Annotated in this window: 24 protein-coding genes and 1 tRNA gene; 15 read left to right on the top strand and 10 right to left on the bottom strand. The window is 60.1% G+C overall.

The window, feature by feature from the left end; all coding sequences use genetic code 11:
* Positions 1-64: 64 nt before the first annotated feature.
* Positions 65-610, bottom strand: coding sequence for an oligoribonuclease (gene orn, locus SERRSCBI_RS01750; protein WP_033641618.1), 546 nt, complete (start codon positions 608-610; stop codon positions 65-67).
* Positions 611-855: 245 nt separating this feature from the next.
* Here orn and rsgA point away from each other — a divergent pair, with 245 nt between their 5' ends.
* From rsgA to mscM, 3 genes are all read left to right on the top strand, one after another.
* Complete coding sequence (gene rsgA, locus SERRSCBI_RS01745; protein ID WP_033641617.1) at positions 856-1,905, top strand: small ribosomal subunit biogenesis GTPase RsgA; 1,050 nt, start codon at positions 856-858, stop codon at positions 1,903-1,905.
* Positions 1,906-1,981: 76 nt separating this feature from the next.
* Positions 1,982-2,875 (top strand): archaetidylserine decarboxylase, encoded by an 894-nt coding sequence (gene asd, locus SERRSCBI_RS01740; RefSeq protein WP_042783513.1) that lies wholly within the window; start codon positions 1,982-1,984, stop codon positions 2,873-2,875.
* Positions 2,876-2,888: 13 nt separating this feature from the next.
* A complete protein-coding gene (gene mscM / locus SERRSCBI_RS01735) occupies positions 2,889-6,236 on the top strand; it encodes a miniconductance mechanosensitive channel MscM (protein ID WP_042783512.1) in 3,348 nt (1,115 codons plus the stop codon).
* 70 nt (positions 6,237-6,306) lie between these two features.
* Here the strand turns inward: mscM and epmA are convergent, their stop codons facing one another.
* Positions 6,307-7,284, bottom strand: coding sequence for an elongation factor P--(R)-beta-lysine ligase (gene epmA / locus SERRSCBI_RS01730; protein WP_004929681.1), 978 nt, complete (start codon positions 7,282-7,284; stop codon positions 6,307-6,309).
* 385 nt (positions 7,285-7,669) lie between these two features.
* Here epmA and frdA point away from each other — a divergent pair, with 385 nt between their 5' ends.
* The 5 genes from frdA (at position 7,670) to blc (ending at position 11,590) form a co-directional block, all read left to right on the top strand.
* On the top strand, positions 7,670-9,466 hold the full coding sequence (gene frdA, locus SERRSCBI_RS01725) for a fumarate reductase (quinol) flavoprotein subunit (RefSeq protein ID WP_042783510.1): 1,797 nt from the start codon (positions 7,670-7,672) through the stop codon (positions 9,464-9,466).
* Entirely contained in the window at positions 9,459-10,193 is a 735-nt protein-coding gene (locus SERRSCBI_RS01720) for a succinate dehydrogenase/fumarate reductase iron-sulfur subunit (protein ID WP_033648713.1), read from the top strand. The genes frdA and SERRSCBI_RS01720 overlap by 8 nt, the downstream gene beginning before the upstream one ends.
* A 14-nt stretch (positions 10,194-10,207) precedes the next feature.
* Entirely contained in the window at positions 10,208-10,600 is a 393-nt protein-coding gene (frdC, locus tag SERRSCBI_RS01715; protein ID WP_042783509.1) for a fumarate reductase subunit FrdC, read from the top strand.
* Positions 10,601-10,612: 12 nt separating this feature from the next.
* Positions 10,613-10,972 (top strand): fumarate reductase subunit FrdD, encoded by a 360-nt coding sequence (gene frdD / locus SERRSCBI_RS01710; protein ID WP_042783508.1) that lies wholly within the window; start codon positions 10,613-10,615, stop codon positions 10,970-10,972.
* A gap of 84 nt (positions 10,973-11,056) precedes the next feature.
* Positions 11,057-11,590 carry an outer membrane lipoprotein Blc gene (blc, locus tag SERRSCBI_RS01705; protein ID WP_042783507.1) on the top strand — a complete coding sequence of 178 codons (534 nt, stop codon included), beginning with the start codon at positions 11,057-11,059 and terminating at the stop codon, positions 11,588-11,590.
* Here the strand turns inward: blc and sugE are convergent.
* The 4 genes from sugE to efp all read right to left on the bottom strand — a co-directional run bounded on the left by sugE (position 11,584) and on the right by efp (position 13,114).
* The gene (sugE, locus tag SERRSCBI_RS01700) at positions 11,584-11,901 is read right to left on the bottom strand and encodes a quaternary ammonium compound efflux SMR transporter SugE (RefSeq protein WP_033641610.1); all 318 of its coding nucleotides are present in this window, start codon (positions 11,899-11,901) and stop codon (positions 11,584-11,586) included. The genes blc and sugE overlap by 7 nt on opposite strands.
* 192 nt (positions 11,902-12,093) lie before the next feature.
* Positions 12,094-12,225, bottom strand: a complete 132-nt coding sequence (locus SERRSCBI_RS01695; RefSeq protein WP_004929668.1) for an entericidin A/B family lipoprotein — start codon at positions 12,223-12,225, stop codon at positions 12,094-12,096.
* Positions 12,226-12,345: 120 nt separating this feature from the next.
* Complete coding sequence (locus tag SERRSCBI_RS01690; protein ID WP_004929667.1) at positions 12,346-12,477, bottom strand: entericidin A/B family lipoprotein; 132 nt, start codon at positions 12,475-12,477, stop codon at positions 12,346-12,348.
* Positions 12,478-12,547: 70 nt separating this feature from the next.
* The gene (gene efp / locus SERRSCBI_RS01685) at positions 12,548-13,114 is read right to left on the bottom strand and encodes an elongation factor P (protein ID WP_004929666.1); all 567 of its coding nucleotides are present in this window, start codon (positions 13,112-13,114) and stop codon (positions 12,548-12,550) included.
* Positions 13,115-13,156: 42 nt separating this feature from the next.
* Between efp and epmB the strand changes: the two genes are divergently transcribed.
* A complete protein-coding gene (epmB, locus tag SERRSCBI_RS01680) occupies positions 13,157-14,185 on the top strand; it encodes an EF-P beta-lysylation protein EpmB (RefSeq protein ID WP_042783506.1) in 1,029 nt (342 codons plus the stop codon).
* Between the two features lie 87 nt (positions 14,186-14,272).
* Here epmB and SERRSCBI_RS01675 read toward each other — a convergent pair whose 3' ends face one another.
* The 4 genes from SERRSCBI_RS01675 to SERRSCBI_RS01660 form a co-directional block, all read right to left on the bottom strand.
* Positions 14,273-14,617, bottom strand: a complete 345-nt coding sequence (locus SERRSCBI_RS01675) for a DUF4156 domain-containing protein (RefSeq protein WP_025305007.1) — start codon at positions 14,615-14,617, stop codon at positions 14,273-14,275.
* A gap of 367 nt (positions 14,618-14,984) precedes the next feature.
* Positions 14,985-16,631: a chaperonin GroEL gene (groL, locus tag SERRSCBI_RS01670; protein WP_004929662.1), complete on the bottom strand. Its 1,647-nt coding sequence runs from the start codon at positions 16,629-16,631 to the stop codon at positions 14,985-14,987.
* A 44-nt stretch (positions 16,632-16,675) separates the two neighbouring features.
* A complete protein-coding gene (locus SERRSCBI_RS01665) occupies positions 16,676-16,969 on the bottom strand; it encodes a co-chaperone GroES (RefSeq protein ID WP_004929661.1) in 294 nt (97 codons plus the stop codon).
* A 189-nt stretch (positions 16,970-17,158) separates the two neighbouring features.
* A complete protein-coding gene (locus SERRSCBI_RS01660; protein WP_004929660.1) occupies positions 17,159-17,647 on the bottom strand; it encodes an FxsA family protein in 489 nt (162 codons plus the stop codon).
* Positions 17,648-18,016: 369 nt separating this feature from the next.
* Between SERRSCBI_RS01660 and aspA the strand changes: the two genes are divergently transcribed.
* The 6 genes from aspA to SERRSCBI_RS01630 all read left to right on the top strand — a co-directional run bounded on the left by aspA (position 18,017) and on the right by SERRSCBI_RS01630 (position 23,988).
* Positions 18,017-19,453, top strand: coding sequence for an aspartate ammonia-lyase (aspA, locus tag SERRSCBI_RS01655; RefSeq protein ID WP_004929659.1), 1,437 nt, complete (start codon positions 18,017-18,019; stop codon positions 19,451-19,453).
* 249 nt (positions 19,454-19,702) lie between these two features.
* Entirely contained in the window at positions 19,703-21,004 is a 1,302-nt protein-coding gene (locus SERRSCBI_RS01650; protein ID WP_033641606.1) for an anaerobic C4-dicarboxylate transporter, read from the top strand.
* A 109-nt stretch (positions 21,005-21,113) separates the two neighbouring features.
* Positions 21,114-21,437, top strand: coding sequence for a divalent cation tolerance protein CutA (gene cutA / locus SERRSCBI_RS01645; RefSeq protein WP_042783505.1), 324 nt, complete (start codon positions 21,114-21,116; stop codon positions 21,435-21,437).
* Positions 21,413-23,134 (top strand): protein-disulfide reductase DsbD, encoded by a 1,722-nt coding sequence (locus SERRSCBI_RS01640; RefSeq protein ID WP_042783504.1) that lies wholly within the window; start codon positions 21,413-21,415, stop codon positions 23,132-23,134. The genes cutA and SERRSCBI_RS01640 overlap by 25 nt, the downstream gene beginning before the upstream one ends.
* A gap of 42 nt (positions 23,135-23,176) precedes the next feature.
* Positions 23,177-23,752 carry a transcriptional regulator gene (locus SERRSCBI_RS01635; protein WP_016929381.1) on the top strand — a complete coding sequence of 192 codons (576 nt, stop codon included), beginning with the start codon at positions 23,177-23,179 and terminating at the stop codon, positions 23,750-23,752.
* A 160-nt stretch (positions 23,753-23,912) separates the two neighbouring features.
* Positions 23,913-23,988 (top strand) — tRNA-Phe (locus tag SERRSCBI_RS01630).
* The last annotated feature ends 208 nt before the right edge of the window (positions 23,989-24,196 follow it).

The raw sequence follows: 24,196 nt of genomic DNA, 5'->3' as shown, positions 1-24,196 counted from the left end.
GCGCCAGATTGGCGAATTAAGCGGCTAAAAACGGCATTTTTTCCCCGCAGAGGCCGCCATCGCCTTAAAGCTGAATGAAATGCTCGCGGTAATAAGCCAGTTCGGCCACCGATTCGCGGATGTCATCCAGCGCCTGATGGGTGCCCTGCTTCTTAAAGCCGCCGAGAATTTCCGGCTTCCAACGGCGCGCCAGTTCTTTCAGCGTGCTGACGTCCAGGTAGCGGTAATGGAAGTAGGCCTCCAGCTCCGGCATGTAGCGGAACAGGAAACGGCGATCCTGGCCCACGCTGTTGCCGCAGATCGGCGATTTACCGGCCGGCACCCATTGCTGCAGGAAGGCGATGGTTTCCAGCTCGGCGGCGCGATCGTCCTGCCGGCTGGCTTTCACCCGCTCCACCAGCCCGCTGCCGGTATGGGTGCGCACGTTCCACTCGTCCATCAAGGCCAGCTGCTCGTCGGATTGGTGCACGGCGATCACCGGCCCTTCCGCCAGGATGTTCAGATTGGCGTCGGTGACCAGCGTGGCGATCTCGATAATGCGGTCACGCTCGGGATCCAGCCCGGTCATCTCCAAATCGATCCAAATCAGGTTATTTTCGTTTGCTGTCATGATGTTTCCTGCCTAAAAGCCGAGAGAAAAACGCTGTGCGGACGAGACGACGGCCGCCGCCGATGGCGACACGCCGCAGCCGGCGGCTAACAACGGTTATTTAATATAAAATAGCGTGTATCATAGTCTTTTTGGTCGCCATGGGCGACATATACCCTGACGGGTTCAAGGCTGCGCCCGGGGCAAGTCCCCCGCCGCGGCTGTGCGTATACGTAAAGGTATAAAACCGATTCAAGTGAGGCGCAGTGAGTAAGAACAAACTGTCCAAAGGTCAGCAACGCCGCGTGCAGGCGAACCATCAGCGCCGTCTGAAGCGCGCCGATAACAAACCGGAACCGGATGATTCCCAGCTGGGCGAGCCGCAGGAAGGCGTCGTCATCAGTCGTTTCGGCATGCACGCCGACGTTGAGGCGCCGGATGGCACTCAGCACCGCTGCAACATCCGCCGCACATTGCGTTCGCTGGTGACCGGCGATCGCGTGGTGTGGCGCCCCGGCCTGGGCGCCCATGAAGGGGTAAAAGGCATTGTGGAAGCGGTGCACGAACGCACCTCGGTGCTGACGCGCCCGGACTTCTATGACGGCGTGAAACCGATCGCCGCCAATATCAATCAGATCGTCATCGTGTCGGCGATCCTGCCCGAGCTGTCACTGAACATCATCGACCGTTATCTGGTGGCCTGCGAAACGCTCGAAGTCGAGCCGCTGATCGTGCTCAACAAAATTGACCTGCTGGACGCCGAAGCGCGCAAGCTGGTCGACGGCATGATGGATATCTATCGCAAGATTGGCTACCGGGTGCTGGAAGTCTCCAGCCAAACGCGGGAAGGCATGGCGGAGTTCGAACAGGCGCTGGCCGGGCGCATCAGCATCTTCGCCGGTCAGTCCGGGGTCGGCAAGTCCAGCTTGCTGAACGCGCTGCTGCCGCCGTCTGAAGAGCAAATTCTGGTAAATCAGGTTTCCGACGTCTCGGGCCTCGGGCAACATACCACCACCGCCGCGCGGCTGTACCATTTCCAGCACGGCGGCGACGTGATCGACTCCCCGGGGGTGCGCGAGTTTGGCCTGTGGCACCTGGAGCCGGAACAAATCACCCGCGGTTTTGTCGAATTCCGTGATTATTTAGGCGGTTGCAAATTCCGCGACTGCCGCCACGATACCGATCCCGGCTGCGCCATTCGCGCGGCGATGGAGAAAGGCGATATCGCGCAAGAGCGGTTCGACAACTATCACCGTATTCTGGAAAGCATGGCGCAGGTGAAGGTTCGCAAGAACTTCACGGACGCCGCAGACTGACACTGACGAGCGAGCATTGACGACGGCGGAGCCCTCGTTACAATGCGCGCCCTTTACCCTGATTCACGAGGTTAACGTGCTGGATAGCATCAAGATTAAACTGCAATATTGGCTGCCGAAGCTGGCGCTGACCCGCCTGGCGGGCTGGGGCGCCGACAAACGGGCCGGCTGGCTGACCCAACTGGTGGTCAAAACCTTCGCCCGCTTCTACCGCGTGGACATGCAGGAAGCGCAAAATCCGGATCTGGCGTCTTACGCCACCTTCAACGACTTCTTCGTGCGCCCGCTGCGCGATGGCGCGCGCCCCATCATCGCCGACGCCAACTGGCTGGCGCTGCCCGCCGATGGCGCCATCAGCCAGCTCGGCCCGATCCGCGAGGATCATATCTTCCAGGCCAAAGGCCACCACTACAGCCTCGAAGCGCTGCTGGCCGGCAACTATCTGTTGGCCGAGCCGTTCCGCAACGGCCTGTTCGCCACCACCTATCTGGCGCCGCGCGACTATCACCGCGTACACATGCCGTGCGCCGGCGTGCTGCGCGAAATGATCTATGTGCCGGGCGATTTGTTCTCGGTCAACCCGCTCACCGCCGCCAACGTGCCTAATCTGTTCGCGCGCAACGAGCGCGTGATCTGCGTATTCGACACCGACATTGGGCCGATGGTGCAAATCCTGGTCGGCGCCACCATCGTCGGCAGCATCGAAACCGTCTGGGCCGGCACCGTCACGCCGCCGCGTGAAGGCATCATCAAGCGCTGGACCTACCCGGCCGTCGGCGAAGAAGGCGCCATCGCGCTGGAAAAAGGCGCCGAGATGGGCCGTTTCAAACTCGGCTCCACGGTGATCAACCTGTTTACAGCAGGCAGCGTGCAGTTTGCGCCGCAGCTGCATAACGGCACCGTCACCCGCATGGGTGAAGCCTTCGCCGAAATCCCGGCCGCCGCTGAAACGCCACAGACCCCGCTCTAAAGGAATCGACGCCGTGCGCCTTTTCATCACGCTTTTGCTCGGTTGCCTGCTGTGGCAACCGGCGCTGGCCGCCCCCGTGCCGACCGAGACCCAGCTCAAACAGGAGCTGAAGCAGGCGGAAAGCAGCAAAAACGCGCCGAATCAGGCGGAAACCACTGAGGCGCTGCAAAGCGCCCTCAACTGGCTGACGGAGCGCAAAGAGTCGCAGACTCGCTCCGAGCAGTATCAGAGGGTGATCGACGATTTTCCGAAGATGACGCAGGAGCTGCGCCGTCAGCTGGTGCTGGAAAGCAACAAGATCTTGCCTAACGGCGACGATCTGCCGGCCGCCGAGCTGGAACAGCAGATCCTGCAAACCAGCAGCCTGCTGCTGGAACAGGCGCGCCTGCTGCAGCAAGAACAGGATCGCACGCGGGAGATCAGCGATTCGCTCGGCCAGCTGCCGCAGCAGCAGACCGACGCCCGCCGTGCGCTGACGGAAGTGCAGCGCCGCCTGCAGGCGCAGCCCGCCAACCCGACCACGCCGTATGCGCAGGCCGCACTGGCCCTGCTGCAGGCCGAAGCCGCGGCGCGCAAAGCCAAAGTGGACGAGCTGGAGCTGGCGCAGCTGTCGGCCAACAACCGTCAGGAGCTGGCGCGCATGCGCGCCGAGGTCTATAAAAAGCGCCACGAGAAAATAGACGTTCAGCTGCAGGCGCTGCGCAATAACCTCAACGCCCAACGCCAACGCGAAGCAGAGCTGGCGCTGGAAAAAACCGAGCAGTTGGCCGAGCAGAACGGCGATTTGCCAAAAAGCATCAGCCAGCAGTTGCAGATCAACCGCGAACTGTCCGCCGCGCTGAACAGCCAGGCGCAGCGCATGGATCTGATTTCATCGCAGCAGCGGCAGGCGGCGGCGCAGACGCTGCAGGTGCGCCAGGCGCTGAGCACCATCATCGAGCAGGCCCAATGGCTCGGTTCGTCGTCGGCGCTGGGGGAAACCCTGCGCGCCCAGGTGGCGACACTGCCGGAAATGCCCAAGCCGCAACAGCTGGACGGCGACATGGCCCAGCTGCGCGTGCAGCGCCTGCAGTTTGAAAACCAGCTGGAAAAACTGTCGCAGCGCGAATTCAAACGCGACGACGGCAGCGCGCTGACCAATCAGGAGCAACGCATCGTCGATGCCCAGCTGCGCACCCAGCGCGAGCTGCTCAACTCGTTGTTGTCCGGGTGCGACACCCAAATCCTTGAGCTGACCAAGCTGAAGGTGGCCAACACCCAGCTGATCGAAGCGTTGAACGAAATTCGCGACGCCACCCACCGCTATTTGTTCTGGGTGCCGGACGTCAATCCGATCAACTTCTCCTACCCGCTCAACGTGGCACACGATCTGACGCGCGTCCTGTCGCTGGACACGCTGTCTCAACTCGGCGGCGCCTTCATGATGATGGTGACCAGCCGCGAAACGCTGATCCCGATCTTCGGCGCCCTGCTGCTGGTGATTTTCAGCATCAGCTCGCGCAAGCACTACCACGCCTTCCTCGAGCGCGCGAGCAGCCGCGTCGGCAAGGTGACGCAGGACGAATTCTTCCTGACGGTGCGCACCGTGTTCTGGTCGATTCTGGTGGCGATGCCGCTGCCGGTGCTGTGGGCCGCGCTCGGTTACGGCCTGCAAAGCGCCTGGAACTACCCGGTGGCGGAAGCGATCGGCAAAGGGGTAACCGCCACGCTGCCGATCCTGTGGATCTGCATGATCTGCGCCGCCTTCGCCCACCCGCAGGGGCTGTTCATCGTGCACTTCCGCTGGCCGGCGAAGCAGGTTTCGCGCGCCATGCGCTACTACAAGATGTCGATCTGGCTGATCGTGCCGCTGATCATGGCGCTGATCACCTTCGATAGCCTGAAAGAACGCGAATTCGCCAACACCCTGGGGCGGCTGTGCTTCATCCTGCTGTGTCTGGCGCTGGCGCTGGTCACCCACAGCCTGAAACGCGCCGGCATTCCGCTGTATCTGGATAAAAACGGCTCCGGCGACAACATGCTCAACAGCGCCTTCTGGGGGCTGTTGCTGTCGGCGCCGCTGCTGGCGGCGCTGGCCTCGACCGTCGGTTACCTCACCACCGCGCAGGCGCTGTTGGCGCGTCTGGAAACTTCGGTGGCGATCTGGTTCCTGCTGCTGGTCGTCTACCACATCATCCGCCGTTGGATGTTGATCCAGCGGCGGCGCATCGCCTTCGATCGCGCCAAGCAGCGCCGCGCCGACATTCTGGCCCAGCGCGCCCGCGGCGAAGACGAAACTTCACATACCCCGAACAGCACCGAAGGCGCCATCGATCCGGACGATTCGGACTTCGATCTGGACACCATCAGCGCCCAGTCGCTACGGCTGGTGCGTTCGATCCTAACGCTGATCGCGCTGGTGTCGGTGATCGTACTGTGGTCGGAGATCCACTCCGCGTTCGCCTTCCTGGAAAACATCTCGCTGTGGGACGTAACCTCGACGGTGAACGGCGTGGAAACCGCCCATCCGATCACCCTCGGCGCGGTTCTGATCGCCATTCTGGTGTTGATCATCACCATGCAGCTGGTGCGCAACCTGCCGGCGCTGCTGGAGCTGGCGGTGCTGCAGCACCTGGATCTGTCCCCGGGCACCGGCTACGCCATCACCACCATCACCAAGTACCTGCTGCTGCTGTTCGGCGCGGTGCTCAGCTTCGCCTGGATCGGCATCGAATGGTCGAAACTGCAGTGGGTGGTTACCGCGCTCAGTCTGGGGTTGGGCTTCGGCATGCAGGAGATCTTCTCCAACTTCATCTCCGGCTTGATCATCCTGTTCGAGAAACCGATCCGCATCGGCGACACCGTGACGATCCGCAATCTGACCGGCACCGTCACCAAGATCAATACCCGCGCCACCACCATCTCGGACTGGGACCGCAAAGAGATCATCGTGCCGAACAAAGCGTTTATCACCGAGCAGTTCGTCAACTGGTCGCTGTCGGATACCCTGACCCGTGTGGTGCTGACCGTACCGGCGCCGGGCGAGGCCAACAGCGAAGAAGTGACCAAGATCCTGATGAACGCCGCCGAGCGCTGCGCGCTGGTGCTGGATAACCCGGCGCCGGAGGTCTATCTGGTCGATCTGCAACAAGGCATTCAGATCTTCGAGATGCGTATTTACGCCGCCGAGATGGGCCACCGTATGCCGCTGCGCCATGAGATCCACCAGCTGATCCTGGCGGGCTACCGCGAGCACGGCATCACGCTGCCGTACCCGCCGTTCCAGGTGCGTACCGAGACGCTGTCGCGGCTGACCAACAACGGCCGCACGCCGCCGTCCACGCCGGCGCCGAACACCAAGCGCGACGCCGGGGGGCTGTAAGCGCTTCTCGCGATAAAAAAGGGGGTCGGCAAATGCCGACCCCCTTTTTGCTTTTTCGCCGCCTGAAACGTCAGGCGATCCCGACCGGGAAGGCTAATACGTCGCTCAGGCTCTCGGCGCCCAGCGCCAGCATCACCAGACGATCCACGCCCAGCGCCACGCCGGAACATTCCGGCATGCCGTGCTGCAACGCCGCCAACAGGTTGTAGTCGATCGGTTGCTGCGGCAGGCCGCGCTCCGCGCGTTTGCGGTTGTCCTGCTCGAAGCGCTGCTGTTGTTCACGGCCGTCGGTCAGCTCACGGAAACCGTTCGCCAGCTCGATACCCTTGAAGTACACCTCGAAACGCTCCGCCACGCGGTGGTCTTCGGTGCTAATCTCCGCCAACGCCGCCTGGCTGGCCGGGAAGTGGTACACGAACGCCGGTTTTTCACGGCCGATATGCGGTTCCACGCCCACGGTGAACAGCAGCTGCAGCAGCGTATCGCGATCTTCTTCGGTATCGGCGATGTTGCTCAGATCGAGTTTGGCCGCTGCTTCGCGCAGCTGCGCCTTCTCCGCCGACAGCGGATCGATGTCCAGATGACGCAGGAACGCCTGCTGATAGGACAGGGTCTCCGCGCTCTCGCAGTCCAGCACCTGCTGCAGCAGATCGTCCACTTCATTCATCAGGCGGTACATGTCGTAGTGCGGACGGTACCACTCCAGCATGGTGAATTCCGGGTTGTGATGCCGCCCGGCTTCTTCATTGCGGAAGCTGCGCCCCATTTGGTAGATCGGGCCGCTGCCCGCCGCCAACAGGCGCTTCATGTGATATTCCGGGCTGGTCATCATGTATAGCGTCAGGCCCTCTGCCGCCCCCGGCCCGACGAAACGCGTCTCGAACGGGAACAGGTGAACGTCGGTGACCGTCGCCTGGCTCATGGTGGGCGTCTCAACTTCCAGCACGCCACGATCGGCGAAGAAACGCCGGATCTCAGCCAGAATCGCTGCGCGTTTCAACAAATTGGCGATGGGTGCACTAGGCTGCCAGCTTGCCGTTTCGCTCATGGTAATTAACTCCGAAATCAAACAGGGGATGCAGTCTACTCGCATCCTTGCAGCCAAACAAATTCTTCACGATGCGCAACCGGCGATAACGCCAATTTCCGATAAAAGGGCGGCAAAAGCGCGTTAAAAAGGGTAAAGCCGGCCGAACGCGCAAAAAAACAGACAAGCCTGCCGGGCAAGCGTTAATCGACAAAACAATCGATCACATCAAATTTCGACTACTTAACTTTAGGTATAGTTAATTCCCCATTATTGGTGGGAGATATCTATCCTTAACCTTTAAGCAACATTAATCGGTTCAATTAGTTAGCACCCGAAGAGTTCGCTAAATTTTAAGCATAGATATTTAACTTGCCGTTCTTAACAAGAACATTGGAGGAATGCAGTGCAAACCTTTAACGCCGATCTTGCCATTATTGGGGCCGGGGGCGCTGGTTTACGTGCAGCAATAGCCGCAGCGGAAGCCAATCCCCAACTGAAAATCGCGCTGATCTCTAAGGTCTACCCGATGCGCAGCCACACGGTCGCCGCCGAGGGGGGCTCCGCCGCCGTCACCCAGGATCACGATACCTTCGACTATCACTTCCACGACACCGTCGCCGGCGGCGACTGGCTGTGCGAGCAGGACGTGGTCGATCACTTCGTGCATCAGTGCCCGCGCGAGATGACCCAGCTTGAGCAGTGGGGCTGCCCATGGAGCCGCAAACCGGACGGTTCGGTCAACGTGCGGCGCTTCGGCGGCATGAAGATCGAACGCACCTGGTTCGCCGCCGACAAGACCGGCTTCCACATGCTGCACACCCTGTTCCAGACCTCGCTGAAATACCCGCAAATCCAACGCTTCGACGAGCACTTCGTGCTGGATATCCTGGTGGATGACGGCCAGGCGCGCGGCCTGGTGGCGCTCAACATGATGGAAGGCACCCGCGTGCAGATCCGCGCCAACGCGGTGGTGATGGCCACCGGCGGCGCCGGGCGCGTTTATCGCTACAACACCAACGGCGGCATCGTTACCGGCGACGGCATGGGCATGGCGTTCCACCACGGCGTACCGCTGCGCGACATGGAGTTCGTGCAATATCACCCGACCGGCCTGCCCGGTTCCGGCATCCTGATGACCGAGGGCTGCCGCGGCGAAGGCGGCATTCTGGTGAACAAAGACGGCTACCGTTACCTGCAAGACTACGGCATGGGCCCGGAAACCCCGCTGGGCGAGCCGAAGAACAAATACATGGAGCTGGGCCCGCGCGATAAAGTGTCCCAGGCCTTCTGGCACGAATGGCGCGCCGGCCGCACCATCGCCACCCCGCGCGGCGACGTGGTCTACCTCGATCTGCGCCACCTGGGCGAGAAAAAGCTGCTGGAGCGGCTGCCGTTCATCTGTGAACTGGCCAAGGCCTACGTCGGCGTCGATCCGGTGAAAGATCCGATCCCGGTGCGCCCTACCGCGCACTACACCATGGGCGGCATTGAAACCGACCAGAACTGCGAAACCCGCATCAAGGGGCTGTTTGCGGTCGGCGAATGTTCCTCCGTCGGCCTGCACGGCGCCAACCGTCTCGGCTCCAACTCGCTGGCGGAACTGGTGGTGTTCGGCCGCGTCGCCGGTGAACACGCCGCGCGCCGCGCGCTGGAAACCGCGCCGGCCAACGGCAGCGCGCTGGATGCGCAAACCCGCGACGTCGAAACCCGCCTGAGCAACCTGATGAAGCAGGAAGGCAACGAAAACTGGGCGAAGATCCGCGACGAAATGGGGCTGTCGATGGAAGAAGGCTGCGGCATCTACCGCACGCCGGAGCTGATGCAAAAAACCATCGATAAGCTGGCCGAGCTGAAAGAACGTTTCAAGCGCGTCAAAATCACCGACAACACCAGCGTGTTCAATACCGATCTGCTGTACACCATCGAGCTGGGCTATGGCCTGGACGTCGCTGAATGCATGGCGCACTCCGCATTTAACCGCAAAGAGTCGCGCGGCGCCCACCAGCGCCTGGACGAAGGCTGCACCGAGCGTGACGACGTCAACTTCCTCAAGCATACGCTGGCGTTCCACAATCCGCAGGGCGCGCCGCGTCTCGAATACAGCGACGTGAAAATCACCAAGCTGCCGCCGGCCAAACGCGTCTACGGCGCAGAAGCCGAAGCGCAGGAGAAAAAGAATAAGGAGCAGGCAAATGGCTGAGATGCAAACCCTGAAGATCGAAGTCATGCGCTATAACCCGGAAAGCGACGCCGAGCCGCATTTCGTCACTTACGCCGTGCCTTACGACGAACAGACCTCGTTGCTCGATGCGCTGGGCTACATCAAGGATAACCTGGCGCCGGACCTCTCCTACCGCTGGTCTTGCCGCATGGCGATCTGCGGCTCCTGCGGCATGATGGTCAACCGCGTGCCGAAGCTGGCGTGCAAAACCTTCCTGCGCGACTACGTCGGCGGCATGAAGGTCGAAGCGCTGGGCAACTTCCCGATCGAGCGCGATCTGGTGGTCGACATGACCCACTTCATCGAAAGCCTGGAGGCGATCAAACCGTACATCATCGGCAACGATCGCAAACCGGAGGATGGCCCGAACGTGCAGACTCCGGCGCAGATGGCCAAATACCACCAGTTCTCCGGCTGCATCAACTGCGGCCTGTGCTACGCGGCGTGCCCGCAGTTCGGCCTCAACCCCGAGTTTATCGGCCCGGCGGCGATCACGCTGGCGCACCGCTATAACCTGGACAACCGCGACCACGGCAAGAAACAGCGCATGCCGCAGCTCAACGGCCAAAACGGCGTCTGGAGCTGCACCTTCGTCGGCTATTGCTCCGAAGTCTGTCCGAAACACGTCGATCCCGCCGCCGCTATCCAGCAAGGCAAGGTGGAGAGCGCCAAAGACTTCATGATCGCCATGTTGAAGCCGCAATAAGGGAGAAAATTGCCATGACAACTCAACGTAAGCCCTATGTGCGCACCATGACGCCCACCTGGTGGCAAAAGCTCGGCTTCTACCGTTTCTACATGCTGCGCGAAGGCACCTCGGTGCTGGCAGTCTGGTTCAGCATCGTGCTGCTCTACGGCGTGTTCGCGCTGAAGGGCGGCGCCGAGAGCTGGGCCGGCTTCGTCGGTTTCTTGCAGAATCCGCTGGTGCTGTTAATCAACGTCATCGCATTGCTGGCGGCGGCGCTGCACACCAAAACCTGGTTCGATCTGGCGCCGAAGGCCGCCAATATCGTGGTCAACAGCGAGAAAATGGGACCGGGCCCCATCGTGAAAGGGCTGTGGGCCGTCACGATCGTCGTCAGCGTGGTCATCCTGGCCGTGGCCCTGTTCTAATCCGGAGGAAACATGATAAATCAAGCACCTAAACGCTCCGACGAGCCGGTTTTCTGGGGATTGTTCGGCGCCGGCGGCATGTGGGGCGCGATCGTCGCGCCGGCTATCGTGCTGCTGATCGGCATTTTGCTGCCGCTGGGGCTGTTCCCCGGTGAAGCGCTGGGTTACGAGCGCGTGCTGGCGTTCTGCCAGAGCCTGATCGGCCGCCTGTTCCTGCTGCTGATGATCATTCTGCCGCTGTGGTGCGGCCTGCATCGCATCCACCATGCGATGCACGATCTGAAGATCCACGTGCCGGCCGGCAAGTGGGTGTTCTACGGTCTGGCGGCAATCCTCAGCGTCGTCACCGTCATCGGCGTCGTCACGCTGTAAACCGCTCGGGTGGCCAACGCCCGTTGGCCGCCCTTTTCTCATCGGCTACACTGTCTACTCGCCCCCGGTAAACAGGAGTCACCGATGCGTTTATGGTCAAAGCTTTGCGTCATGCTTTCCGCCCTGCTCTCCGTCGCCTGCAGCGTCTCCCCGCCTAAAGACATCAAGGTCGTGAACAATTTCGACAGCCAGCGCTATCTCGGCACCTGGTATGAGATCGCACGTCTGGATCATCGTTTTGAACGCGGTTTGCAGCAGGTGACCGCCCATTACAGCCCGCGCGCCGACGGCGGACTGAACGTCATCAATCGCGGCTTCAATCCGCAAAAACAGCAATGGCAAGAAAGCGAAGGCAAAGCCTACTTTATCGGTTCACCGCAGATCGCGGCGCTGAAAGTGTCGTTCTTCGGCCCTTTCTATGGCGGCTACAACGTGATTGCCCTGGATCCGGCGTATGGCTACGCGCTGGTTTGCGGCCCGAACCGCGACTATCTGTGGATCCTGTCGCGCACGCCGACGCTTGACGCCGCCGTGCGCGACCGTTTATTGCAGACAGCCAAAGGCTACGGTTTCGCCACCGACAAGCTGATCTGGGTGCAGCAGTCCGCCGATCACTGACTGCTGAACTTCAGCCCGAGTATGCCGACCACGATCAGGCACAGGCTGATGATGCGCGCGATATTGGTCGATTCGCCCAACAGCACCATGCCCATGATGGCCGCGCCCACCGCGCCGATGCCGGTCCACACCGCGTAGGCGGTGCCGGCGGGCAGCGTTTTCATGGCGTTGGCCAACAGCAACATGCTGACCACCATCGCGGCGATGGTGATGATGCTCGGCGTCAGCCGGGTAAAACCGTGGGTGTATTTCAGACCGATAGCCCAAACCACTTCGAGCAAACCGGCGATAAGCAGAATAATCCAGGCCATGAGACGGCCTCCCTACCACTGGGGTCGTCCCCGATAAAATGACGCGTAAACGGGTCGTCCCGTTTAGCGAGGTGATGCATGACGGGTAACCTCACCCGCACTGCGGCAGGATAGCAGCAGCGTTAACGCTCAGGCAAGGGATAGAAATGTGGCGGCTCTCCGCAGCCGGAACGCCGCCGGGTGGAATGCGGATTATTCCGCGCTGCGCTGAATAGCCTTGCCGCCGGCCTGAATGTCTTCACCCACACCGCGGGTGGTATTGCAGGCGGTCAGCGAGCTCAAAATCATCAAAGAGAAGATCGCGATAATACTTTTCTTCAGCATAAGAAAGTCCTTATTTGTCGTTGATGAAAAAGTACGGCTTTCTAAGCGTAGTCAAAATTGACGGAGGGTGTGGGATCGTGACCGGCTTTGTGGCGCAAATACATCGGGTTAAAGGCAGGATCAGCTGGCCGTGCGGGAGATGGCGCCGCCGAGATGCTGAACGTCTTCGCCGAAACCGCGAAACGTATTGCAACTGCTGAGGGAGAAAAGGAACAACAGGGAGAGCACGGCCAACAGCGTTTTCTTGAACATGCGGATTTTCTGCCAACGAACGGGGATGGGATAAAACAGAGGAACCGCGGGGGTTCCTCTGTTTTGAAACTTACTTAACGCGAGAGACGTATTCGCCAGAGCGAGTGTCAACCTTGATCACTTCGCCGATCTGGACGAACAACGGCACTTTTACCACGGCGCCGGTGCTCAGGGTAGCCGGCTTGCCGCCAGTCCCTGCGGTATCGCCTTTCAGGCCAGGATCGGTATCGGTGATTTCCGCTTCGATGAAGTTCGGCGGCTGAACGGCGATTGGACGGCCATCCCACAGGGTGATGATGCACTCTGCGTTATCCTGCAGCCATTTGGCCGCGTCGCCGACGGTTTTGCCGTCAACCTGATGCTGTTCGAAAGACTCAGGGTGCATGAAGTGGTAGAACTCACCGTCGCTGTAGAGGTAGTTCATGTTGGTGTCCATCACGTCTGCGCCTTCGCAAGAATCGGTAGACTTGAAGGTTTTTTCCACGCGGGTGCCGGTCAGCAGACGGCGCATTTTCACGCGCGCGAACGCCTGGCCTTTGCCCGGCTTAACGAACTCACTGGCTTCGACGGCGTAAGGTTCGCCCTCGAACATGATTTTAAGACCCGGACGGAAATCGTTGCTAGAATAAGTCGCCATGATGGCCCTCTGAATATTTGAACTGGTAGCTTAGCCAAAAAAATGGCACACATTATAACCCAAAGTACGGCACATAGAGAAGATTGGTTGCATCAACTCGCCGATGTTATTACCGATCCCGATGAATTACTGCAGCTTTTGTCACTGAATACGCACCCGGAACTGCCGCAGGGGCGCGATGCCCGTCGGCTGTTTGCCCTGCGCGTGCCGCGCGCCTTCGCTGCGCGCATGCGCCCCGGCGATGCCAACGACCCGCTGCTGCGCCAGGTGCTGACCGCCAGAGAGGAGTTCATCAACGCCCCAGGGTTCACCACCGATCCGCTGGATGAACAGCGCAGCGTGGTGCCGGGTCTGCTGCACAAATACCGCAATCGCGCGCTGCTGCTGGTCAAAGGCGGCTGTGCGGTCAACTGCCGTTACTGTTTCCGCCGTCACTTCCCCTATCAGGATAATCAGGGCAACAAGAACAACTGGCGGCAGGCGCTGGATTATATCCGCCAACACCCGGAACTGGACGAGATCATTTTTTCCGGCGGCGATCCGCTGATGGCCAAAGACAGCGAGCTGGAGTGGCTGGTCGGCGAGCTGGAGGCCATCCCGCATCTGAAACGCCTGCGCATTCACACCCGTCTGCCGGTGGTGATCCCGGCGCGCATTACGCCGGCGCTGTGCCGCCTGCTGTCGGCCTCGCGCCTGCAGGTGCTGATGGTCACCCACATCAACCACGCCAACGAAATCGACCGCGAGCTACAGAGCGCCATGGCCCAGCTGCGCCTCGCCGGCGTCACGCTGCTCAACCAAAGCGTGCTGCTGCGCGACGTCAACGACGATGCCGATACACTGGCGGCGCTCAGCAACGCGCTGTTCGACGCCGGCATCCTGCCCTATTACATCCATGTGCTGGACAAGGTGCAGGGCGCGGCGCATTTCATGGTCAGCGACGATGAAGCGCGCGTCATCATGCAGGCGCTGCTGAGCAAGGTGTCCGGTTATCTGGTGCCGCGCCTGACGCGTGAAGTGGGCGGCGAACCGAGCAAAACGCCGATCGACCTGCGCCTGATGCAGGAGTGACGCGCGCCACAGGGCTCGACGAAACGAAAAGAGGAATGCCGTGGCATTCCTCTTTTTTATCTCTTCGCGGCGTTAGGCCTCAGCGCCTTACGGGCACTTGTAAACCTGGCCGACCATTTTGCTGTCCAGCGGCGCGAAGCTGGAGAGCAGGTTCTGGCTTGGGCTGTTGGCGCCGTAAATGACGTTGCCGCCCATCGCCGCTGCCTTGTTGCGCAGATCGTTGGCCGCACCGCGCATGGAGCTGCCTTCACCGCCGTTGCCGGACAGCCAGTTGCTCTGGGTGCCGGTCACTTCCCCCAGCAGCTGGCATTCCGCCGCCGGCTTGCTGTCGGTGAACTTGATCTGCTGACCCGCAGCGGTCAGTTCATGAGTGGTGCTGCAACCCGCCAGCAGCATCGCTGCCGAAAGACCCAGTAAGGCTTTAATCCGCATCTTGTTCCCCATTCGATGTTGAGAATTACGCAAAATCTTCTACCCGTCGCCTTTCAAGCTGTAGCGTTGTTGACTGCACTCGCTCACCCCAGTTACTTACTCAAGTAAGCGCCTGGGGACTCACGAGCTGGCCGCCTAGCTACAACTTGAAATTCATAGGGTATATCAGAAAGCGATGCCATCTCTTAAGCATCCGTTGCCACGCGAGCGGGCCAACGTCTTGAGCGACAGCTGATGACTTACCAGTTTACCAGCTAAATCGCCCCGGGCGGCAAAAATATCATCAAATACAGTGCGGCGGCGCTCAGGCATAAAAAACCCCGGTCATTTGACCGGGGCTTTCAGCACACAAGCGTGTGGGGGATGATTACATCATGCCGCCCATACCGCCCATGCCACCCATGCCGCCTGCTGCGCCCAGATCTGGTGCGTCAGCCTTCGGCAGGTCGGTGACCATGCATTCGGTGGTGATCATCAGGCCAGCCACGGAAGCCGCGTACTGCAGAGCAGAACGGGTCACTTTGGTTGGATCCAGGATACCCATCGCGATCATGTCGCCGTATTCTTCAGAGTAAGCATTGTAGCCGTAGCTGCCTTCGCCCGCTTTCACCTGGTTGGCGATAACGGAAGCTTCTTCACCGGCGTTGACCACGATCTGACGCAGAGGGGCTTCCATTGCGCGCAGCGCAACTTTGATACCCACGTTCTGGTCTTCGTTGTCACCTTTCAGCGCGGCGATTTTGCCTGCAACGCGGATCAGCGCTACGCCGCCGCCGGCAACCACGCCTTCTTCCACTGCGGCGCGGGTCGCGTGCAGGGCGTCTTCAACGCGGGCTTTCTTCTCTTTCATTTCAACTTCAGTGGCTGCGCCAACCTTGATAACGGCAACGCCGCCGGCCAGTTTCGCTACGCGCTCCTGCAGTTTTTCACGATCGTAGTCAGAGGTCGCTTCTTCGATCTGCTGACGAATTTGAGCAACGCGGCCCTGGATGGTCGCTTCGTCGCCCACGCCATCGATGATGATGGTGGTGTCTTTGTTGATGACAACGCGTTTCGCCTGACCCAGGTCTTCCAGGGTGGCTTTTTCCAGCTCCAGACCGATCTCTTCAGAGATAACGGTACCGGCAGTCAGGGTAGCGATGTCCTGCAGCATGGCTTTACGACGGTCGCCGAAGCCAGGCGCCTTAACGGCAGCCACTTTCACGATGCCGCGCATGGTGTTGACCACCAGGGTCGCCAGCGCTTCACCTTCAACGTCTTCAGCGATGATCAGCAGCGGTTTGCCTGCTTTGGCAACGGCTTCCAGCACCGGCAGCATTTCGCGGATGTTGGAGATCTTTTTGTCAGCCAGCAGGATGAACGGGCTTTCCAGCTCAACAGAACCGGTTTCCGGCTTGTTGATGAAGTATGGGGACAGGTAACCGCGGTCGAACTGCATACCTTCAACCACGTCCAGCTCGTCTTGCAGGCCGGTGCCTTCTTCAACGGTGATGACGCCTTCTTTGCCCACTTTCTCCATCGCTTCCGCGATCAGTTTACCCACGGTTTCGTCGGAGTTGGCGGAGATGGTGCCGACCTGAGCGATAGCTTTGGAATCGGAGCAAGGTACGGACAGTTTTTTCAGTTCTTCAACCGCAGCGACAACCGCTTTGTCGATGCCGCGCTTCAGATCCATCGGGTTCATGCCTGCAGCAACCGCTTTCAGGCCTTCGGTGATGATGGATTGAGCCAGTACGGTTGCAGTGGTGGTGCCGTCGCCCGCCGCGTCGTTCGCTTTGGAGGCCACTTCTTTCACCATCTGTGCGCCCATGTTCTCGAACTTGTCTTCCAGTTCGATTTCACGCGCAACGGAAACGCCATCTTTGGTGATGGTCGGTGCGCCGAAAGATTTATCCAGCACTACGTTGCGGCCTTTCGGGCCCAGGGTCACTTTTACTGCATCAGCGAGAACATTCACGCCGCGGAGCATTTTCACGCGAGCGTCATTGCCGAATTTTACGTCTTTAGCTGCCATTGGTATTTCCCTTCAACTCGTTCAGTTCAGAAGATAAAGCGCAATTACGCTTCAACAATTGCCAGAATGTCGCTTTCGGACATGATCAACACTTCTTCATTGTCGATCTTCTCTGCTTTCACGCCGTAGCCGTCGTTGAAAATCACGATATCGCCAACTTTCACATCCAGCGGTTGGATGTTGCCGTTTTCCAGCACACGCCCTTTACCCACTGCAACCACTTCACCGCGAGTGGATTTACCCGCAGCAGAGCCAGTCAGGACGATGCCGCCAGCAGATTTTGATTCAACTTCTTTGCGCTTGACGATAACGCGGTCATGCAATGGACGAATACTCATTGAACGCTCTCCTGTAAGAAGGTCTCTATCAGATTTAGGGTTGTACACCGGATGGTTGTTATTACCGGCCTCGTGGCATTTGAGATGGGGGCGTTCCAGCCCCCTTCAAGGGGGCGAACAAAAAAAATTTCGCATTTTTGGTCCGACGAGTGCCGCAGAGATGAAAAACGCGGCCAGAGCCGCGTTTGCTTAACGATCGTGAGGTTTGCGATCCTCGTCCGGGCGGTGTTCCAGCACCGGGCGTTCGTCGTCCTTGCGCTGGAATTCGCCGTCGAAGGTATTGCCGTTGGCGGCGTCACCGCCCGTCCAACCGCCGGGGCGATACACCGACAGGTGCGGCATCAGTTTCAGCGTCAGCGATTTTTGCACCGGCGGCAGCAGCAGCAACAGGCCGAGGAAATCGGTGAAGAAGCCCGGTATCAGCAGCAGGAAGCCCGCCAGCACCAGCGAAACGCTTTTCACCATTTCCGCCGCCGGGCTTTCGCCGGCCGCCAGTTTTTGCTGCATCTGCACGAAGGTTTTCATGCCCTGATTGCGCACCAGCGAAATGCCGACGCAGGAGCTGAACACCACCAGCAGCAGGGTGACAGCCACGCCGAGCACGGCGGCGACTTTGATAAAGATGGATATTTCTATGTAAGCCAGCAGAAATATCAGCAGTAGCGGTAACCAGCGCACCTGGTTCTCCTATCGGTAGGTAAGGCACGGCCGCCACGGGGCGACGGCGCGAAAAAAGAGGCCGTAAACGGCCGACACTATTACAATGAGGGCATCCCCCCACCATTTCAACCGAGAGCCGGTTTTTATTGCTAAAGTTCACAAACGTGAAAGAAGTCACAGAACCGAAAAAGGGCATATCCCTAAACACCATAAGGTGATCTGGATTCAGTCATTTCTTACCAACCAGCATATGATCTGGGCAGCTACGGGCGATTTGGTTAATCGTTTCACGCCCCAAGCCTTCGGCAATATTAATTTAGGCTGTGCCCTTACTAGCCTTGACCTGACAAATTATTAATTCGGCAGCAACACATAGAGAAGGTTCTCATGTCAAACAACATTCGTATCGAAGAAGACCTGTTAGGAACACGTGAAGTCCCCGCAGACGCTTACTACGGAGTTCACACTCTGCGTGCGATTGAAAACTTCTACATCAGCAACAGCAAAATCAGCGATGTCCCCGAGTTCGTTCGCGGCATGGTGATGGTGAAAAAGGCCGCGGCGATGGCCAACAAAGAACTCAAAACCATCCCGCGCAAAATCGCCGACGTGATCATCCAGGCCTGCGACGAGGTGCTGGATAAAGGCAAGTGCATGGATCAGTTCCCGGTGGACGTATTCCAGGGCGGCGCGGGCACCTCGCTGAACATGAACACCAACGAAGTGCTGGCGAACATCGGCCTGGAGCTGATGGGCCATCAAAAAGGCGAATACCAGTACCTGAACCCGAACGATCACCTCAATAAGTGTCAGTCCACCAACGACGCCTACCCGACCGGGTTCCGCATCGCGGTGTACGCCTCCAACCAGAAACTGATCGACGCCATCAACCAGCTGCGCGAAGGCTTCGATCGCAAGGCGAAAGAGTTCGAAACCATCCTGAAAATGGGCCGCACCCAGCTGCAGGACGCGGTGCCGATGACCCTCGGCCAGGAATTCCACGCCTTCAGCGTGCTGCTGAACGAAGAGACCCGCAACCTGCACCGCACCGCGGAGCTGCTGCTGGAAGTGAACCTCGGCGCCACCGCCATCGGCACCGCGCTCAACACCCCGGAAGGCTACCAGCCGCTGGCGGTGCAAAAACTGGCGGAAGTCAGCGGCCTGCCGGTGGTGCCGGCGGAAGACCTGATCGAAGCCACCTCCGACTGCGGCGCCTACGTGATGGTGCACAGCGCGCTCAAACGCCTGGCGGTAAAACTGTCCAAAATCTGTAACGACCTGCGCCTGCTCTCCTCCGGCCCGCGCGCCGGCCTGAACGAAATCAACCTGCCGGAGCTGCAGGCGGGATCGTCCATCATGCCGGCCAAAGTGAATCCGGTGGTGCCGGAAGTGGTCAATCAGGTGTGTTTCAAGGTGATTGGCAACGACACTTGCGTTACCATGGCGGCCGAAGCGGGCCAGCTGCAGCTGAACGTGATGGAGCCGGTGATCGGCCAGGCGATGTTCGAGTCGATCCACATCCTGACCAACGCCTGCTACAACCTGCTGGAAAAATGCATTAACGGCATCACCGCGAATAAAGAAGTCTGCGAACACTACGTCTTCAACTCGATCGGTATCGTCACCTATCTGAACCCGTTCATCGGCCACCATAACGGTGACATCGTCGGGAAGATCTGCGCCGAAACCGGCAAGAGCGTGCGCGAAGTGGTGCTGGAACGCGGCCTGCTGACCGAAGCCGAGCTGGATGACATCTTCTCCGTGGAGAACCTGATGCACCCGGCCTATAAAGCCAAACGCTATACGGATGAAAATGAACAATAACAGACCTACCCGGTAGCCCTGAAAGGCACGCTAAATCCTCTGGATAGCGTGCCTTTTTACTTTTAGGCGCCCACAAAATTTTAACGTTTTATTTTCAATTTACACCCTAAATCATTGGGACTGCATCAAGGCGGCAAGAGCGCAAGTCCCCAGGAGCTTACTCAAGTAAGTGACTGGGGTGAGCGCTCGCAGCCAACACCGATGCAGTTTCAAGGATGACGGGAAATCTCATTTTAAGGAGTAAACATTATGCTAGCCGTAGAATTGGTTATCGTTCTGCTGGCCATCTTTTTAGGGGCCAGATTGGGCGGTATCGGTATCGGGTTCGCGGGGGGACTGGGCGTATTGGCGCTGGCGCTGATCGGCGTCAAACCGGGCAACATTCCCTTCGACGTGATTTCCATCATCATGGCGGTGATTGCGGCGATCTCCGCCATGCAGGTCGCCGGGGGGATGGACTACCTGGTGCAGCAGACCGAAAAACTGCTGCGCAAGAACCCCAAGCACATCACCATTCTCGCCCCTATCGTCACCTACTTCCTGACCATCTTCGCCGGCACCGGCAATATCTCACTCTCGGCGCTGCCGGTGATCGCCGAGGTGGCGAAAGAACAGGGCATCAAGCCTTGCCGCCCGCTGTCGACCGCCGTGGTCTCCGCCCAGATCGCCATCACCGCCTCGCCGATCTCCGCCGCGGTGGTGTACATGTCTTCGGTGATGGAGGGCCACGGCGTCAGCTACCTGCACCTGCTGATGGTGGTGATCCCGTCCACCTTCTGCGCGGTGCTGTTGATGTCGCTGCTGGTGACCTGGCTGTTCGATTCCAAGCTGTCTAACGATCCGGTGTACCTGAAACGCCTGGAAGAAGGCCTGATCACCCTGCGCGGCAACAACGCGCTGGCGATCAAACCACGCGCCAAAACCTCGGTGCTGCTGTTCCTGCTCGGCGTGCTGTGCGTGGTCGCCTACGCCATCATCAACAGCCCGGGCCTGGGTCTGGTGGCCAAGCCGCTGATGAACACCACCAACGCCATTCTGATCATCATGCTGAGCGTCGCCACGCTGACCACCCTGCTGTGCCGCGTCGACACCGACATGGTGCTGAACTCCAGCACCTTCAAGGCCGGCATGAGCGCCTGTATCTGTATCCTCGGCGTCGCCTGGCTGGGCGATACTTTCGTCCAGGCCAACATCGATTGGATCAAAGAGACGGCCGGCAGCGTCATTCAGGCGCACCCGTGGCTGCTGGCGGTGATCTTCTTCTTCTGCTCGGCGCTGCTATACTCGCAGGCCGCCACCGCCAAGGCGCTGATGCCGATGGCGCTGGCGCTGAACGTGTCGCCGCTGACCGCCGTCGCCTCCTTCGCCGCCGTTTCCGGCCTGTTCATCCTGCCGACCTACCCGACGTTGGTCGCCGCGGTGCAGATGGACGATACCGGCACCACGCGCATCGGCCGCTTCGTGTTCAACCACCCGTTCTTCATTCCCGGCACCATGGGCGTGATTTTCGCGGTGGTATTCGGCTTCCTGCTCGGCAGCGTCATGCTGTAAGACGTCGACCGGGGCTGCGGCCCCGGTTTTCTTTCTGGCGATAAACTCGCCTTCTAGCCAATCCGCCTTCAGGGTATAGTGCCCATTCGAACCGATGAGAGGGCTGAAGATGTCTGATTGCGAAGCTGTCGTCATACTCTGTACCGCACCCGATGAAGCCAGCGCCCAGGAACTGGCGGCGCGGGTCCTGGGCGATAAGCTGGCGGCCTGCGCCACGCTGCTGCCCGGCGCCACCTCGCTGTATTACTGGGAAGGGAAACTGGAACAGGAATACGAAGTGCAGATGCTGTTCAAAAGCGATCGCCGCCGTCAGCAGGCCCTGCTCGACACCCTGAAACAACATCACCCTTACCAGACGCCCGAGCTGCTGGTCTTGCCGGTGATGGCCGGAGATAAAGACTACCTGTTATGGATCAACGCTTCATTAGACTGATTTTGCTGCTGTGCAGCCTGTGCTTCCTGCCGCAGGCGGCGCAGGCTTCGCTGTTCGCGCCGAAGGGCGGCAGCCAGTTCGTGCCCGTCGATCAGGCCTTCGCCTTCGATTTCAAACAGCAAGGCGGCCAGGTGATGCTGAACTGGCAGATCCGCCCCGGCTATTACCTGTATCGTCAGCAGATCAAACTGGTGCCGCAGCAGGCGACGCTCGGCGCCTTTATCCTGCCGGAAGGGCTGAGCCACAAGGACGAGTTCTTCGGCGAAGTGGCAATTTTCAAACAGCAGCTGAATCTGCAGGTGCCGCTGCAACAGGCGGCGGCCAACGCCAGCCTCAGCGTCACCTATCAGGGCTGCGCCGAGGCCGGCTTCTGCTACCCGCCGGAAACCCGAACCATCCCGCTGGACGCGGTCAGCGCCACCGCAGCCGCGCCGCTCTCGGCGGCTGCCTCTGAGCCAGCCGAACAATCCGCAACACCGGCCAGCCTGCCGTTCTCGCCGCTGTGGGCATTGCTGATCGGCATCGGCATCGCCTTCACCCCCTGCGTACTGCCGATGTACCCGCTGATCTCCGGCATCATCCTCGGCCGCGACCGGCCGCAAAGCAGCGGCCGCATTCTGGCGCTGGCGCTGGTTTACGTGCAGGGCATGGCGCTCACCTACACCCTGCTGGGCTTGGTGGTGGCCGCCGCCGGATTGCAGTTCCAGGCGGCGCTGCAGCATCCTTACGTGCTGATTGGCCTGTCGGCGCTGTTCATCGCGCTGGCGCTGTCGATGTTCGGCCTCTATTCCCTGCAGCTGCCCTCGGCGCTGCAAACCCGGCTGGCAAACTGGAGCAACACCCAGCGCGGCGGCTCACTGACCGGCGTATTCCTGATGGGCGCGCTGGCTGGGCTGATCTGTTCCCCCTGCACCACCGCGCCGCTCAGCGCCATCCTGCTGTATATCGCCCAGAGCGGCAATCTGTGGGCCGGCGGCGGCACGCTGTACCTGTACGCGCTGGGGATGGGCATTCCGCTGGTGATCGTCACCCTGTTCGGCAACCGCCTGCTACCGCGCAGCGGCCCGTGGATGCAGTACGTGAAAGAGGCCTTCGGCTTCGTCATTCTGGCGCTGCCGGTGTTCCTGCTGGAGCGGGTGATCGGCGATCTGTGGGGCATGCGCCTGTGGAGCCTGCTCGGCCTGGCGTTCTTCGGCTGGGCCTTCGCCCTGAGCCTGAGAAGCGCACGCGGCTGGGCGCGCGCCCTGCAACTGCTGTTGCTGGCGGCGGCGGTGATCGCCGCACGGCCGCTGCAGGACTGGGCTTTCGGTGCGGACCAGGCGCAGCAGGCGGCTCAGCCGCACCTGGCCTTTACCCGCATCAACAACGTCGAACAGCTCGATCTCGCGCTGCAACAGGCGCGGGGCAAACCGGTGATGCTGGACCTGTACGCCGACTGGTGCGTAGCCTGCAAAGAGTTCGAGAAATACACCTTCAGCGATGCGGCAGTGCAGGCAAGCCTGGCCAACGCGGTGCTGCTGCAGGCGGATGTGACCGCCAACGGTGCGGAACAGGCGGCGCTGCTGAAGCACCTGCAGGTGCTGGGGCTGCCGACGATCCTGTTCTTCGATCCGGCGGGCCGCGAGCTGACGGCCGAGCGGGTCACCGGTTTTATGAAGGCGGAAGCCTTCAACGCGCATTTGCAGAAAGTGATGTGATAAATAACACTGAGGTTCTGAACTGAAGAGGAGGAAGCACAAGTGCAACGTGAACACGTCCTTGATACCGCGCTGGGCCTGTTGGAACAACAGGGCCTGGCGACCGCCACATTAGAGATGCTGGCGGAAAAACTCGACGTTCAGCCCGGCGATCTCAAACGGTTCTGGCCGGATCGCGAAGCGCTGCTGTACGACTGCCTGCGCTACCACGGCCAGCAGATCGACACCTGGCGCCGCCAGCTGCTGCTGGACGAAAATCTGAGCCCGCAGCAAAAGCTGCTGGCGCGCTATGACGTGCTGGCGGAATACGTGCAGCAAGACCGCTATCCCGGCTGCCTGTTTATCGCCGCCTGCAGCTTCTTCCCGGAAACGGACCACCCGATCCACCAGCTGGCGGAGCAGCAAAAGCTGACCTCGCTGGAGCTGACCCGCGAATTGCTGCGTGAAATGGACGCCGATGACGCCGACATGGTGGCGCAGCAAATGGAGCTGATTCAGGAAGGCTGCCTGAGCAAACTGCTGGTAAAACGCCAGCTCCAGGACGTATCGGTCGCCAAACGGCTGGCGGAAGACATCTTGCAGGTGGCGCAGTGCCGTCGCAACGGGGCGTTGAGCTGAATCGACAGGGTTGACGGCATAGACAACCCAAGGTGCTCCCCCCGGCAGGCGCATTTTTTGCGCCCTTTGCCTGAAAAGCCAGCAACCGGAGGCATTTTCGCGTATTTCACGCATAAAGCCGTTGACGGCTTTATGCCAATACGGTTTAATGCTGCCCGTTGCCCGGATAGCTCAGTCGGTAGAGCAGGGGATTGAAAATCCCCGTGTCCTTGGTTCGATTCCGAGTCCGGGCACCATATTTAGAGAACCCAGCCTATGGCTGGGTTTTTGCTTTTCAGGGACTGGACTCTCCATCGAACTGCGTTCGATTATTCGGCCAAGGGCCTCACCCTGCGGGCCAGCGCTAAAGCGCTGTTCAACGCGGCGCCAGCGCCGGTTGTCCGAGTCCGGGCACCATATTTAGAAGAACCCGCCTATGGCGGGTTTTTCGCTTTCTGGGGTACG

Origin of the sequence: Serratia sp. SCBI, assembly GCF_000747565.1 — a bacterium.
Lineage (GTDB): Bacteria > Pseudomonadota > Gammaproteobacteria > Enterobacterales > Enterobacteriaceae > Serratia > Serratia ureilytica.
Note: the sequence above shows the minus strand (reverse complement) of the source record. Positions and strands in the feature narration are given on the sequence as shown.